The following is a 14120-nucleotide window of genomic DNA, read 5'->3' as shown; positions in this document are numbered from 1 at the left end:
GCGTTTCAGCGGTTGCGCAAACTGCGCTCCAGACGCTGCAAGCCTTCCTCCAGCATCACCCGTGGGCAACCGAAGTTCAGGCGCACGAACTGCTGGCTGTCATCACCGAATTCGATCCCTGCGCTCAACCCGACCTTGGCCTGTTCGAGGAAAAATTGCTGTGGGTCATCCAGGCCCAGGGCGCTGCAATCGAGCCAGGCGAGGAAGGTGCCTTGGGGGGCATGCATCACCACGCCCGGCAAGCGCGTTTGCACAGCGTCGAGCAGGTAATCGCGGTTGGCTTGCAGGTACTGTTTCAACGCTTCCAGCCATTCGCCGCACTGGCTGTAGGCGGCGCGGGTGGCTTCCAGGCCCAGGGGGCTGACGCTGTCGACCATGCCGCAACGGGCGTGGTTGAAACGTTCGCGAATCTCGGCGTTCTGGATCACCGCAAAACAGGTCTTCAAGCCTGCCACGTTATAGGCCTTGCTCGCCGACATCAGGGTGATGGTGCGCTGGGCAATCTCGGGGCTGAGGCTGGCGGTGGGGATGTGGCGGCGGCCGTCGAAGCACAGCTCTGCGTGGATTTCGTCGCTGATGATCAGCGCGCCGTTGTCCAGGCAGGCCGTGGCCACGGCCAGCAGTTCTTCACGGGGGAAGACCTTGCCCATCGGGTTGTGCGGGTTGCTCAACAGCAGGGCGCCGGCGCCGGTCAAGGCTTCGCGCATGGCGGCCATTGGCGTGATGTATTCACCGTCGATCAACTCGAATGGGACTTCGATGCGCGGCAGGTTCCAGTGCCCCGGCGCCAGGCGAATCGGCCGGTAGTTGGGCGTTTGCAGCACCACCGGCTGGCCCGGTTGTACAAAGGCGTGCAGCGCCATGTTGAAGCCGGGCTCGACGCCGGGCAGGAACAGCAATTCCTCAGGTTGCACGCGCCAGGCGTACTTGGCCCACAGGTCGGCGACGATGGCTTCGCGCACATCCGGGCCGGCCACGCTGTAGCCGAGGATCTGCTGGTGCAGGCGCTCGTGCAGGGCTTGCAGAATGGCAGGCGGCGCGGCGATGTCCATGTCGGCGATCCACATTGGCAGCACATCGGCCGGGTAGCGGTTCCACTTGGTGCTGCCGGTGCCGAGGCGGGGGTGGATCGTGTCGAAATCAAAACTCATGGAGGGGCTCGTATCAGGAGGGGTGCGGGGGCAGGAATGGCGCTGATTCTAGCGCCATCCCGTAGCTGGGGTTGTAAAAAACCAGCTCTTTGACAGGGTGCCCACATTTTCGGCCCGTTCCATGACCGACAGGTTCTGTAATAAAAACGCCATCGCGCTGGGGATTAAATCTCCAGCGGGCTATTTTGGTGCATCTCAACAACTAGAGTAGCCATGGATGAAATACCAACCCTTCAGCCGTACCTTGATTGCCACTGCCCTGGTGTTGACGGTCAGTGGTGTACAGGCCGCTTCCCAGGCCCCGGTGGCCGGTGAAAATGGCATGGTGGTGACGGCCCAGCATTTGGCAACGCATGTCGGCGTGGATGTACTCAAGGCCGGCGGCAACGCAGTGGACGCGGCCGTGGCCGTGGGCTATGCGTTGGCGGTGGTGTATCCGGCGGCGGGTAACCTGGGCGGCGGCGGTTTCATGACCGTGCAACTGGCGGACAGGCGCAAGACCTTCCTCGACTTCCGCGAAAAAGCTCCGCTGGCAGCCACCGCCAACATGTACCTGGACAAGGACGGCAACGTCATCGAAGGCCTGAGCGCCAAGGGCCACCTGGCTGTCGGCGTGCCCGGCACCGTGTCCGGCATGGAGCTGGCGCTGAGCAAGTACGGCACCCTCAAGCGCGCCCAGGTGATTGCCCCGGCGATCAAGTTGGCAGAAAACGGCTTCGCCCTGGAACAAGGCGATATCGACCTGCTGCACACCGCCACCGGCGAGTTTGAAAAAGACAAGGACCTGCGCGGCATCTTCCTGCACAACGGCCAACCGATGCAGGTCGGGCAGAAACTGGTGCAGAAAGACCTGGCCAAAACCCTCAAGGAAATCTCTGCCAAAGGCACAGACGGTTTCTATAAAGGCTGGGTCGCCAAGGCCCTGGTGGACTCCAGCCAGGCAGGGAAGGGCATCATCACCCAGGCTGATCTCGACAAGTACAAGACCCGCGAACTGGCGCCCATCGAGTGCGACTACCGTGGCTATCACGTCGTTTCCGCGCCGCCGCCGAGCTCGGGCGGTGTAGTGATCTGCCAGATCATGAATATCCTCGAAGGCTACCCGATGGCCGACCTGGGCTATCACTCGGCCCAGGGCCTGCACTACCAGATCGAAGCCATGCGCCACGCTTATGTGGACCGCAACAGCTACCTCGGCGACCCGGACTTCGTGAAGAACCCGATCGAGCATCTGCTGGATAAAAACTACGCCGCCAAACTGCGCGCAGCCATCGAACCGCAAAAGGCCGGGGATTCCCAGGCGATCAAACCGGGCGTTTCGCCCCATGAAGGCAACAACACGACCCATTACTCCATCGTCGACAAGTGGGGCAACGCGGTCTCCGTCACCTACACCCTCAACGACTGGTTCGGCGCGGGCGTGATGGCGAGCAAGACCGGTGTGATCCTCAACGATGAAATGGACGACTTCACCGTCAAGGTCGGCGTGCCGAATATGTACGGGCTGGTGCAGGGTGAAGCCAACGCCATCGCCCCAGGCAAAGCGCCGCTGTCGTCGATGAGCCCGACCATCGTGACCAAGGATGGCAAGGCCGTGATGGTGGTGGGTACGCCGGGTGGCAGCCGCATTATCACTGCGACCTTGCTGACCATCTTGAACGTGATCGACTACAAGATGAACATCCAGGAAGCCGTGGATGCGCCGCGTTTCCACCAGCAGTGGATGCCGGACACCACCAACCTTGAGACCTTCGCGGTCAGCCCGGACACCCAGAAGCTTCTGGAAAGCTGGGGTCACAAGTTTGCCGGGCCGCAGGATGCCAACCATTTGGCGGCGATCCTGGTGGGCGCGCCTGCATTGGGCGGCAAGCCGGTGGGGAATAATCGTTTCTACGGGGCGAATGACCCGCGTCGCAATACGGGCCTGTCCCTGGGCTACTGAAGCCTGACGCGGTTAAAAATGTGGGAGGGGGCAGTGTTAAGGTTCAAGCAGGTCTTCCACTGCCGCAAACGCCGCAGCGCGGCGCGCCTCCCAATCCCCTCGAATCACCACCACCGGCTGCTGATGCTGCTGCATCCAGTCCAGGCTTTGCTGGAAAAACGCGCGGCGATCTTCCAGCTCCGGCTGGCAGCGTTGGCCATCGGCTGTCCACTCCACATCTTCCGGCGAGAGCAGCAGGTGCAGGTCGTAATGACGGGCCAGCAGCTCATCGTCGAGCCACGCCGGGTAGTCGCCGAACAGGGTCTTGCTCCACAGCGTGTTGGTGAGCAGGTGGGTGTCGAGAATCAGCAGGTTGGGTTGCTGTTTGCGGGCGGCATCTTCCCAGGCCAATTGGCCGTGGGCGATGGCCGGGATGTCCGCCAGGGTGGTATCGCGCTGATGGTGGTCGATGAAATGGCGTACATATTCACCGACCATCAACCCGCCGAAGTGTTTGTTCAACTCGGCAGCCAACCAGCTCTTACCGCTGGATTCGGGCCCCGCCAACACCACGACCTTCATGTGCGCAACGCCGGATCGGCGCGCCATTCGCGCCAGCCTTGTACAGCTATCACGGTGAATAGCGCATAGAGACCGGCGGTGAGGTACAGGCCTTTATAGAGGAACAGCCCGACGAAGATGACATCCACGGCAATCCACAGCGGCCAGCATTGCACGCGTTTCTGCGCCATCCACATTTGCGCCACCAGGCTGAAGCCGGTGAGGGCGGCGTCGAGCCAGGGTTGCGCGGCGTCGGTCCAGTGGGCCATGGCGGCGCCGAGCAGCAGGCTGCCCACCGCGCCGATCGCCAGGCTGGTCATGATGGCCGGCACGCCCAGGCTCGTGACCTGGCGGCCCTGCTTGACCTCGCCGGCGCGGGTCCACTGCCACCAGCCATAGACTTGCAGCGCGGCGTAGACCACTTGCAGCAGCATGTCGGAATAGAGTTTCACGTCGTAGAACACCCAGGTGTACAGCAACACCATCACCAGGCCGATGGGCCAGCACCAGGGGTTTTGCTTGACCGTGAGCCAGACAGCGATCACCCCCAGGGCGGCGGCGAACAGTTCAAGCCCGGACATGGCGATTCCTTGGGGGAGTGGGAGAGGGCGGTGATTGTAACCACAGGCCAGCAATCTTCAAAACACAGGAGGGCAAAGGTGGGAGGGGACAGGCCTCCTCCCACCGTTGGAGCAGGGTCAGACCTTGAACTGGCGCAAGAGGCCGTCGAGTTGCTCGCTCAAACCGCGCAAATGCACGCTGGCCACGCTGGACTGCTCCGCCGCCAACGCCGTGCTATGGGACAACCCCGCCGCCTGGGTGACGTTCTGGTTGATGTCTTCCACCACATGGGCCTGTTGCAGGGTGGCACTGGCGATTGAGGCGTTCAGGCCGTTGAGGTTGTGCAGGGCCTGGCCGATGGCGGTCAGGCTGGCGCCGGCCTGGCCCGCTTGCTCGATGGTCAGTTGCGAAGCGCTGTGGCTGTCGCTGATCACCTTGACCGCCGCTTCCGAGTGCCCTTGCAGGCGCTCGATCATCGCCTGGATTTCGGCGGTGGACTTCTGCGTGCGTTGGGCGAGCAGGCGGACTTCGTCGGCTACCACCGCAAACCCCCGGCCTTGCTCCCCGGCGCGAGCGGCTTCGATGGCGGCGTTCAGGGCCAACAGGTTGGTCTGGTCGGCGATGGAGCGGATCACTTCCAGCACGCCACCGATCTGTGTGCTTTCGCTGGACAGCGTGCGGATCACTTCCACGGCCTGGCTGATGGTGCTGGAGAGCTGGTCGATCTGTTGCAGGCTACCGTCGATATTGACCTGGCCTTGTTGCGCTTGGGCCTGGGCGTCGCGCATTTCGCTGGCGGCGTGTTCAGCGTTCTTGGCCACGTCCTGCACGCCGTAGGTGACTTCGTTGATGGCGGTGGCCACCAGTTCCATCTGTTGCGACTGCTGCTGGCTGCGGTCATGGGCCTGGCTGGCGTTGTTGCCCAGCTCGGTAGAGGACTGGCCCAAGGCGTTGGCGCACACCTGCAACTGGCTCACCACCTGGCGCAGCTTGGCGGTGAAGCTGTTGAAGTGCTGGGACAGTTGGGTGACTTCGTCACGGCCGTGGGTGTCGAGGCTGCGGGTCAGGTCGCTTTCGCCGCTGGCGATATTGCCCATGGCATGCACCGCCGCCTGCAACGGCCGCACGATGCTGCGCGCAATCAGCGACACCAGCAGGCCCATCACCAGCGCAATGACCAGGCCGACCACTGAGGCTTTCCAGACCTGGGCGGTGAACTCGGCCTGGACGTCGTCTATATACACGCCGGAGCCGATAATCCAGCCCCAGGGTTCGAACAACTGGATATAGGAAGTCTTCGCCACGGGCGCCTGTGCGCCGGGCTTGGGCCAGCGATAGTTGACGATGCCGGCACCCTTGGCTTTTGCCAGGTTCACGAACTCGTTGAACACTGCAAACCCATCGGGATCGCGGATGGCCGAGAGGTTCTGGCCATCGAGCTTGGGGTTGGCCGGGTGCATGATCATCACGGGCGTGAGGTCGTTGATCCAGAAATAGTCGTCGTGGTTGTAACGCAACCCGCGCACCGCGCTCAGGGCTTGTTTCTGGGCCGCGTCGCGGGTCATGACGCCGGTGGTTTCCAGGCCGTGATAAAACGTCAGGATGCCACTGGCGGTCTGGACCACGTGTTGGGTTTGTTGGCGCTTGGCTTGGTAAAGGTCGTCGTGGATCTGCTTGAGCATCAGTAAACCCAAGGTCAGCAGCATCAGCACGGCGACTATCAGGATCAGCCAGAGGCGTCGGCTAATCGACATATTGCGCAAACTGTTCATCGTCCTGGCACTCCGGGCTTTTTATAATTGTGGGCGTCGCATCGACTTTTACGCCTTGTCTGATAGGCTTTCGGCCTGTAATCGGAAAACCTGAGTACTGCCTGATTTTCACAGCATTTTTGCGGGCCAGTGTTGACCATCATCAACATTGGGCCTTCAGCGCGCGCGTCGTCAGTGAACCATTAAAAAAGACTAGTAAGGCATGCCATGGCGCATGACCTTTGGGGGAAGCATGGATTTTTGGACCGCCATTCAGGCATTGATTCTTGGTGTAGTGGAGGGGCTTACAGAGTTTCTGCCGATCTCCAGTACCGGCCACCAGATCATCGTCGCCGACTTGATTGGCTTCGGTGGTGAGCGCTTCGAAGCATTCAATATCATTATCCAGTTGGGTGCCATTCTGGCCGTCGTCTGGGAGTTTCGCCGCAAGATCCTGGACGTGGTCGTCGGTTTGCCGACTCAGCGCAATGCCCAGCGTTTCACCGTGAACCTGATCATCGCCGTGCTACCGGCCGTGGTGCTGGGGGTGATTTTCGCGAACGCGATCAAGCATTACCTGTTCAACCCGATCACGGTGGCTTCTGCCTTGGTGGTGGGTGGCGTGATCATGTTGTGGGCTGAGCGGCGCGAACATACCGTGCATGCTGAAACGGTCGATGACATCACCTGGAAAGATGCCCTCAAGGTCGGCTTTGCCCAGTGCCTGGCTATGATCCCCGGTACCTCGCGCTCCGGCGCTACCATCATCGGCGGCCTGCTGTTCGGCCTGTCACGCAAGACGGCCACCGAGTTCTCGTTTTTCCTGGCCATGCCGACCATGGTCGGTGCGGCGCTGTACTCGGGCTACAAGTACCGCGAGCTGTTCCAGCCGGCGGACCTGCCGGTATTTGCCATCGGGTTTATCACCTCGTTCATTTTCGCGATGATCGCGGTCAAGGGCCTGCTCAAGTTCATCGCCAGTCATAGCTACGCAGCGTTTGCCTGGTACCGCATCGGTTTTGGCCTGCTGATCCTGGCGACCTGGCAGTTCGGTTGGATCGACTGGGCGGCGGCCAAGGCATGAGCATCCAGCACCCACGCTTGAAGGCGGCGCTCTTTGTGCTGTTGTGCGCGGCGCCGCTGTTGGGGTCGGTGCTGGTGTGGCAACGCGGCGAAACCGTGGTCCCGCTGGCGGCCTATGGCGTGGTCAGCGTGATCGCGTTTTTCCTGTACTGGAGTGACAAACGCAAAGCGCAGACCGACAGTTGGCGCACCCCGGAAAACATCCTCCACGCCGTGGAGCTGGCGGGCGGTTGGCCGGGGGCGTTGATTGCCCAGCAGGTGTTCCGGCACAAGACACGCAAGGTGTCTTTCCAAGTGCTGTTCTGGGCGATTGTGCTGCTGCACCAGGTGTTCTGGTTGGACCAGCTGTTCCTCGGCGGCACGTTACTGTCAGTCCTCTAGCCACAAGCCGATCTGCGTGCGCTTGGGCAATTTGCTCACCACCAATTGGTGGGAACGCTGCAACAAGCCACGCAGTTCCTCGGCGCCCAGCGGGTAGGGTGTGTTCATGATGATCCACTGCGCACGCGCCAGATACGGCGCCGGGTGGATGCCGGGACGGTCGACGTGGCCCAGGAACAGCTCCTTGTCGACCTTGAACGCCAGCGAATCACCGCGCAGGTTTTGCAGGGCGAACATCTTGTTGCCGGCAATCGAGAACACCCGCACACCGCCCCATTTATAGTCTTCCCGCGCACCCGGCAGGCTCAGGCAGAAGGTGGCGACTTGTGCTTCGGTCATTTTCATAGCAGACGGTCACCGCAGCTTTTAAAGCCTTCTTCCAGGTAATCGATCCAGGCACGAATGGCCGGCAGCACGCCGCGCCGGTGCGGGTACACGGCCTGTAACCAGCCGCCCGGCAGTGACCATTCCGGCAGCAGCTGCACCAACTGGCCGTTGGCCAATTCTTCCTCGCAATACATCATCGGCAGCACGGTGAAGCCCAGGCCCATGATGGCGCTGGCCTTGCGCACGTTGAAGTCATCAACGCCCAGGCGCGCCTCCATGATCAGGTCATGGGGCGTGCCCTGGGGATCGAGAATACGTTGGTGCACCATGCGGTCCGCCTCCAGCGCGCCGAGTATCGGCAACTGCTTGAGGTCATCGAGGCTGCTGATCTGGCGGCCATGCAAGAAGTTCGGGCTGGCAACCAGAGCGGTCTGGGCCGGGCGCAGGCGTTTGGTGACGAGCAACGGGTCTTCATCGCCCAGCTCGCGCACGCGCAGCGCGACGTCGATGCCTTCGGCCACCAGATCGACGCGGCGGTTGACCAGGGTCATTTCCAGCTGAACCTGAGGGTGCGCTGCGAGAAATCCAGCGACCACATCCGGCATGATGTTGTTTGCCAACCCCACCGGGCACGTCACCCGCAACCGGCCACGGGGTTCGCTGGACATGCTGGCCACGGCCTCGTCGGCCATCTCGGCTTCCAGCAGCATTGCCTGGCAGTGGCGCAGGTAGCGCTCGCCGACGGCGGTGAGGGTCAGCTGGCGCGTGGTGCGTTGCAGCAGGCGCGCGCCCAGGCGTTCCTCCAGCTCGGCAATCCGCCTCGACAGGCGTGATTTGGGAATGCCCAGCAGCCGACCAGCGGCAGCGAAACCGCCGGCTTCGACGACTTTGGCGAAATAGTAGAGATCGTTGAGGTCTTGCATGGCGCGCCCATTGTTCTGTCAGTGGGACAAACTATCGCATTGCAGGCGGCTTATCGAGTATTGGTTTCATGCGTAGCATCACCACCATCTGATCGCCCTAGTCGATCCCACCTCGGAGATTCATCATGAAACTGTTGCATATCGATTCCAGCATCCTCGGCGACAACTCCGCTTCCCGTCAGCTCAGCGCCGGCGTAGTGAAGGCCTGGCAAGCGGCTGAGCCGAGTGTGGAAGTGACTTACCGTGACCTGGCCAGCGACGCGATCAACCACTTCTCCGGCGCCACCCTGGGCGCGTTGGGCACCGCCGCCGACCTGCGTGACGCTGCGCAAAAGCACGAAGCTGAACTGAGCGCTTCGTCCCTGGCTGAATTCCTCGCTGCTGACGCCATTGTGGTCGGTGCGCCGATGTACAACTTCACCATCCCGACCCAACTGAAAGCCTGGATCGACCGTATCGCGGTCGCTGGCCAGACATTTCGTTACACCGAAGCGGGTCCGGAAGGCCTGTGCGGTAACAAAAAAGTGATCATCGTATCCACCGCCGGCGGCGTGCATGCCGGTCAAGCCTCGGGCGCGGCCCATGAAGGCTATCTGAAACTGCTGTTCGGCTTCCTCGGCATCACCAACATCGAAATCGTGCGGGCCGAAGGCCTGGCTTACGGTGATGAAGTTCGCAGCAAGTCCCTGAGTGACGCTAACGTATTGATCCAAGAGCAATTGTTCGCTGCCGCGTAAGGCTTGTGTAAATAAAGCCTTCTCTCGGTTTCAATCTGAAACCGAGCGCCTAAACTCTGTATTCTGTTCGCCTGAACGCGACCGGACTACGGAGTTTTTTCGTTTACCCGCTGTCTCCTTTGATGTGGCCCAGGTTGTGCAAGCATGGGTTCAATACCCTGGACTTTTCATTCGACATGTCGGTTCTCACGCAGCAAAGGTGGACATCCCCATGATGCGTCTTTGTGCTGTTCTGGTTCTTTCCCTGCTCGGCGGCCTGATTTCAGTGCACGCCGCGCCCGCGCCGCACCCCCATTGGAGTGTCGGCTTTCATCGCATGACGTTTCTTGATCCGCTCGACCTGCAGCCCATGAAAGCCGTGGCGTTCTACCCATCTACCGGCCTTGAGCACACCACGCAGTTGGGTGCCTATCACGTCGCCGCCACCGAAGATTCCAGGATTGCCATTGGCCGTTTCCCGATGCTGATGTTGTCCCATGGCAACACCGGCACGCCGCTGGCCCTGCATGACCTGGCCACATCCCTGGCGCGCAAAGGTTTTGTGGTGGTGGCGGTGCTGCATCCCGGCGACAACTACAAGGACCACAGCCGCCTGGGCACGCTGAGCAATCTGTATGGGCGGCCGATCCAGATTTCCGAAGCGATCACCGCTACCCTGGCGGACCCGATGCTGTCGCCGTTTGTGGATATTGACCAGGTGGGCGTGATCGGCTACTCCGCCGGGGGTGAAACCGCGTTGATCCTCGCCGGCGCCAAGCCTGATTTCGACCGCCTGCGCCGCTATTGCCAGGAACGCCCGGAAGACCGCGACGCCTGCACTACCAAAGGCGAGCTGGTGGTGGACCGTGACGACTTGCAGCCGCAATCCGACCCGCGTATCCATGCGTTGATGCTGATGGCGCCATTGAGCCTGATGTTTGGCCGTCACACCTTGGCCGATGTGCATGTGCCGGTGCTGCTCTACAGCGGCGACGGTGACAAGCTGGTGGCCGTAGACAAGAACGCCGAAGCCCTCGCACGCAAATTGCCTGAGCCGCCGAATTTCAAGCTGCTGGCCGGCGCAGGGCACTTCGTGTTCATGGCGCCGTGCGACAGCGATCAACTGGCCGCCATGCCGGCCATCTGCACCGACGCGGACGGTGTCGACCGCGAAGGCATCCACCGCGACTTGATCTCAGAGGCCGGGCGCTTTTTCGCTCACGCCCTCAGTGAGCCTTCTCGCGCGGGCTTACAGACCGCCGATCAGTAAGCCTTGCGCTTCAGCAGCAAGGTCACGCCCAGTGCCGTGACCGAAAGCAGCGCCGCGCAGAAGAAGATCCAGCCATATCCCAAGTTCAGCGCCACAAAGCCCATCAACGGCCCGGCAATCGCCAGCGCCAGGTCAAAGAACACTGCATACGCACTCAAACCAGCGCCACGGCTGCTATTGGGCACTTGTTTGATGGCTTCTACACCCAGCGCCGGATACACCAGCGACAGACCAAAACCCGTCAGTCCAGCGCCGATCAACGCGACGCCGGTGGACGGCGCCAGCCACAATAAGGTGAGGCCGAGGGTTTCGATAACCATGCACGCGATGGCGGCGTTGAACCCGCCAAAGCGGCTGATCGCCGAGATAAACACCAGGCGCGACAGGATAAAGCACACGCCAAACACCGAGAGGCAGTATGCCGCGCCTTCCCAGCCACGATTGAGGTAGTAGAGGGTAATAAAGGTGGTCAGCGTGCCGTAGCCAATCGAAGACAGGCACAAACTGGCCCCAAATGGCGCGATACGCCCAAACACTGCCCAGAATGGCAGGCGTTCGCCGCGCACCACCGGCACCGAGGGCTTGTTGCGGATCAGCATCAGGCCAAGTGCCGCGAGCACGGTCAGGGCAATCCCGAGGCTGTTGTAGCCATACTCGGCCACCATCACCACGCCCAGCGGTGCACCGATGGCGATGGCGCCGTAGGACGCAATGCCGTTCCATGAAATCGACCGGGCCGTGTGCTCTGCGCCAACCTGGCCCATGCACCAACTGATGGTACCCACGCCGATCAGGCCTTGGGCCACGCCCAGCAACAGCCTTGCGACGATCAGAATGCCCAGGCTCAAGCTGGGCGTACTTTCCAGCAGCGTCGCGAAAAATGTCAGTACACCGCTGACCAAAATACCCGCCAGCCCCAGCACAATCGCACGTTTGGTGCCGACGTTGTCTGACATCCGCCCAGCCATGGGCCGGCTGAGCAGGGTCGCCAGATACTGCGAACCGATGGTGATCCCAGCCACCACGGCGCTGAAACCCAATTGTTCGTGCACGTAGCCGGGGATGACCGCAATCGGCAGGCCGATGCAGATAAAGGCGATAAAGGTGTAAAAGACGATGGAGACGATCTGCAAGGTGATCGACAGAGAGGAGGGGGCGGCGGTTGACATGGGCACTCGTTCGCGGGCGGCGGTGAGGGCATCATGGCAAGGGCGTGGGGGAAAAGGAAGCAGCCTATCTATTAATTCCCATATTCCATCAGATGCAAAAAGCCCCATCACAGTGGATGGGGCTTTTACTCGCCGCTTGCAGCTAAACGCTAGTCACCGCTCTTAAAACACCACGCCTTGGCTGCGCAGGTAGTCATCATAGGTGCCGCTGAAGTCGATCACGCCGTCGGCGCTCAACTCGATGATGCGGGTAGCCAGGGACGATACGAACTCGCGGTCGTGGCTGACAAAGATCAGCGTGCCTGGGTAGTTTTCCAGCGCCAGGTTCAGCGCCTCGATGGATTCCATGTCCAAGTGGTTGGTCGGTTCGTCCATGATCAGCACGTTCGGCTTTTGCAGGATCAGCTTGCCGAACAGCATGCGACCTTGCTCACCACCGGAGATGACCTTGACCGACTTGAGGATCTCGTCGTTGGAGAACAGCATGCGGCCCAGCGTTCCGCGAATCATCTGCTCGCCCTGAGTCCACTGGCCCATCCAGTCGAACAGCGTCACGTCGTCTTCGAAGTCGTGCGCGTGATCCTGGGCGTAGTAGCCCAGTTCTGCCGCGTCGGTCCACTTGATGCTGCCTGCGTCCGGGGTCAACTCGTTGACCAGGGTGCGCAACAGGGTGGTCTTGCCGATACCGTTCGGGCCGATGATCGCCACGCGCTCGCCGGCTTCAACCTGGAAGCTGAAGTCCTTGAACAGCGGCTTGCCGTCGAAACCCTTGGCCATTTTTTCGACCATGACAGCCTGGCGGTGCAGTTTCTTGTTCTGATCGAAACGGATGAACGGGCTCACACGGCTCGAAGGCTTGACCTCGGCCAGCTGGATCTTGTCGATCGCCTTGGCACGGGAAGTCGCCTGCTTGGCTTTCGAGGCGTTGGCCGAGAAGCGGCTGACGAAGGATTGCAGCTCGGAGATCTGCGCCTTCTTCTTGGCGTTGTCCGACAGCAGCTGCTCGCGGGACTGGGTCGCCACGGTCATGTACTCGTCGTAGTTGCCCGGGAACAGACGCAGCTCGCCGTAGTCCAGGTCAGCCATGTGGGTGCACACGCTGTTCAGGAAGTGACGGTCGTGAGAGATGATGATCATCAGGCTGTTACGCTGGGTCAGGATGTTTTCCAGCCAGCGGATGGTGTTGATGTCCAAGTGGTTGGTCGGTTCGTCGAGCAACAGCACTTCAGGATCGGAGAACAACGCCTGGGCCAGCAATACGCGCAGCTTCCAGCCTGGGGACACTTCGCTCATCGGGCCGAAGTGCTGTTCCAGGGGAATGCCCAGGCCCAGCAGCAGCTCGCCGGCACGGGACTCGGCGGTGTAGCCGTCCATCTCGGCGAACTCGGTTTCCAGCTCGGCCACGGCCATGCCATCGTCTTCGCTCATTTCCGGCAGCGAGTAGATACGGTCGCGCTCGGCCTTGACCTTCCACAGCTCCTCGTGGCCCATGATCACGGTGTCGAGCACGGTGAATTCTTCGTAGGCGAACTGGTCCTGGCGCAGTTTACCCAGGCGTACATTCGGCTCCAGCATGACCTGGCCGCCCGACGGGTCGAGATCGCCGCCGAGGATTTTCATGAAGGTCGACTTGCCGCAACCGTTGGCACCGATCAAACCATACCGGTTGCCGGCGCCGAACTTGACCGAGACGTTCTCAAAGAGCGGCTTGGCGCCGAACTGCATGGTGATGTTAGCTGTGGAGATCAATTACTTTACCTATCAATGGGTTGCGAGCGTGGCAGCAGGCGCCGTCAGGCATGCATCAACAGCGACATCAAGGCGCGAAACCCGGTCGCTGAGCAAAAAATGGGGATGTGTGTTGGAATTTGGCGCGCATTGTCGCATATGTGAGGCGACAGTTGTATGGCAGAGAACGACGGCTGTTCAGAGCCTTGTAAAGTCGGGCTCCACTCCTCGTGCAGGTCGGATGCCTGGCGGTATTTTTCGCCATTCGTCTAATGCCCGGCACTTGCACCGGCCTGCCGCCTCAAATCATTAAGCGCGGATACCCCGAGCCTAAGAACGGAGAGCCAGCATGGACATCAATGAGAACGCCCCAGGCAATCTTTCACAGCAGGCCGTAACGCGCGGCACAGATAATGAGACAGGGCACGACCCGAGAAATGATGAGGACCATATCCCGCTACCGCCGGACGATGATGCACCGCTGGATGAGGACATGTCCGATGTCGATGCTGCCGATTCGGTCGCCAGCGAGCATCCCGACAACTGAACATGTGTAGCGTAAGGAACCCGGCCAGGCG

General features: G+C 61.2%; 14 protein-coding genes. 6 read left to right on the top strand and 8 right to left on the bottom strand.

Going from position 1 to position 14120, the window contains the following annotated elements; translation table 11 throughout:
- Positions 1-5: 5 nt before the first annotated feature.
- Complete coding sequence (locus EJD88_RS14505; protein WP_158878306.1) at positions 6-1151, bottom strand: MalY/PatB family protein; 1146 nt, start codon at positions 1149-1151, stop codon at positions 6-8.
- A 217-nt stretch (positions 1152-1368) separates the two neighbouring features.
- Here EJD88_RS14505 and ggt point away from each other — a divergent pair, with 217 nt between their 5' ends.
- Complete coding sequence (gene ggt, locus EJD88_RS14500) at positions 1369-3093, top strand: gamma-glutamyltransferase (RefSeq protein ID WP_158878305.1); 1725 nt, start codon at positions 1369-1371, stop codon at positions 3091-3093.
- 36 nt (positions 3094-3129) lie between these two features.
- Here the strand turns inward: ggt and EJD88_RS14495 are convergent, their stop codons facing one another.
- The 3 genes from EJD88_RS14495 to EJD88_RS14485 all read right to left on the bottom strand — a co-directional run bounded on the left by EJD88_RS14495 (position 3130) and on the right by EJD88_RS14485 (position 5966).
- On the bottom strand, positions 3130-3654 hold the full coding sequence (locus EJD88_RS14495; RefSeq protein WP_158878333.1) for an AAA family ATPase: 525 nt from the start codon (positions 3652-3654) through the stop codon (positions 3130-3132).
- The gene (gene pnuC / locus EJD88_RS14490; RefSeq protein ID WP_032891136.1) at positions 3651-4214 is read right to left on the bottom strand and encodes a nicotinamide riboside transporter PnuC; all 564 of its coding nucleotides are present in this window, start codon (positions 4212-4214) and stop codon (positions 3651-3653) included. The genes EJD88_RS14495 and pnuC overlap by 4 nt, the downstream gene beginning before the upstream one ends.
- Positions 4215-4331: 117 nt before the next feature.
- Positions 4332-5966, bottom strand: coding sequence for a methyl-accepting chemotaxis protein (locus tag EJD88_RS14485; protein ID WP_099583134.1), 1635 nt, complete (start codon positions 5964-5966; stop codon positions 4332-4334).
- Positions 5967-6198: 232 nt separating this feature from the next.
- Here EJD88_RS14485 and EJD88_RS14480 point away from each other — a divergent pair, with 232 nt between their 5' ends.
- Both EJD88_RS14480 and EJD88_RS14475 read left to right on the top strand, forming a co-directional pair.
- Positions 6199-7029 carry an undecaprenyl-diphosphate phosphatase gene (locus EJD88_RS14480; protein WP_099583133.1) on the top strand — a complete coding sequence of 277 codons (831 nt, stop codon included), beginning with the start codon at positions 6199-6201 and terminating at the stop codon, positions 7027-7029.
- Complete coding sequence (locus EJD88_RS14475; RefSeq protein WP_122305684.1) at positions 7026-7409, top strand: DUF1294 domain-containing protein; 384 nt, start codon at positions 7026-7028, stop codon at positions 7407-7409. Before EJD88_RS14480 ends, EJD88_RS14475 begins: the two co-directional genes overlap by 4 nt.
- Here the strand turns inward: EJD88_RS14475 and EJD88_RS14470 are convergent.
- The gene (locus tag EJD88_RS14470; protein WP_158878304.1) at positions 7398-7754 is read right to left on the bottom strand and encodes an MmcQ/YjbR family DNA-binding protein; all 357 of its coding nucleotides are present in this window, start codon (positions 7752-7754) and stop codon (positions 7398-7400) included. The genes EJD88_RS14475 and EJD88_RS14470 overlap by 12 nt on opposite strands.
- Complete coding sequence (locus EJD88_RS14465) at positions 7751-8659, bottom strand: LysR substrate-binding domain-containing protein (RefSeq protein WP_099583130.1); 909 nt, start codon at positions 8657-8659, stop codon at positions 7751-7753. The genes EJD88_RS14470 and EJD88_RS14465 overlap by 4 nt, the downstream gene beginning before the upstream one ends.
- Before the next feature lie 125 nt (positions 8660-8784).
- Here EJD88_RS14465 and EJD88_RS14460 point away from each other — a divergent pair, with 125 nt between their 5' ends.
- Both EJD88_RS14460 and EJD88_RS14455 read left to right on the top strand, forming a co-directional pair.
- Positions 8785-9396, top strand: coding sequence for an FMN-dependent NADH-azoreductase (locus EJD88_RS14460; RefSeq protein WP_158878303.1), 612 nt, complete (start codon positions 8785-8787; stop codon positions 9394-9396).
- 211 nt (positions 9397-9607) lie between these two features.
- Positions 9608-10645: a dienelactone hydrolase gene (locus EJD88_RS14455; protein ID WP_112195418.1), complete on the top strand. Its 1038-nt coding sequence runs from the start codon at positions 9608-9610 to the stop codon at positions 10643-10645.
- On the opposite strand, the gene EJD88_RS14450 is transcribed toward EJD88_RS14455, so the two are convergent.
- Both EJD88_RS14450 and EJD88_RS14445 read right to left on the bottom strand, forming a co-directional pair.
- Entirely contained in the window at positions 10639-11814 is a 1176-nt protein-coding gene (locus EJD88_RS14450; protein WP_099583127.1) for an MFS transporter, read from the bottom strand. The two genes, EJD88_RS14455 and EJD88_RS14450, sit on opposite strands and share 7 nt — an antisense overlap.
- A 162-nt stretch (positions 11815-11976) precedes the next feature.
- Entirely contained in the window at positions 11977-13563 is a 1587-nt protein-coding gene (locus EJD88_RS14445; RefSeq protein WP_081797888.1) for an ABC-F family ATPase, read from the bottom strand.
- Between the two features lie 328 nt (positions 13564-13891).
- Here EJD88_RS14445 and EJD88_RS14440 point away from each other — a divergent pair, with 328 nt between their 5' ends.
- A complete protein-coding gene (locus tag EJD88_RS14440; protein WP_099583126.1) occupies positions 13892-14089 on the top strand; it encodes a hypothetical protein in 198 nt (65 codons plus the stop codon).
- Positions 14090-14120 lie beyond the last annotated feature (31 nt).

This window comes from Pseudomonas sp. PB105, from assembly GCF_009764655.1.
Classification (GTDB): Bacteria; Pseudomonadota; Gammaproteobacteria; order Pseudomonadales; family Pseudomonadaceae; genus Aquipseudomonas; species Aquipseudomonas cyclaminis.
The sequence above is the reverse complement of the archived record's forward strand: the minus strand, read 5'-3'. Positions and strand labels throughout refer to the sequence as shown.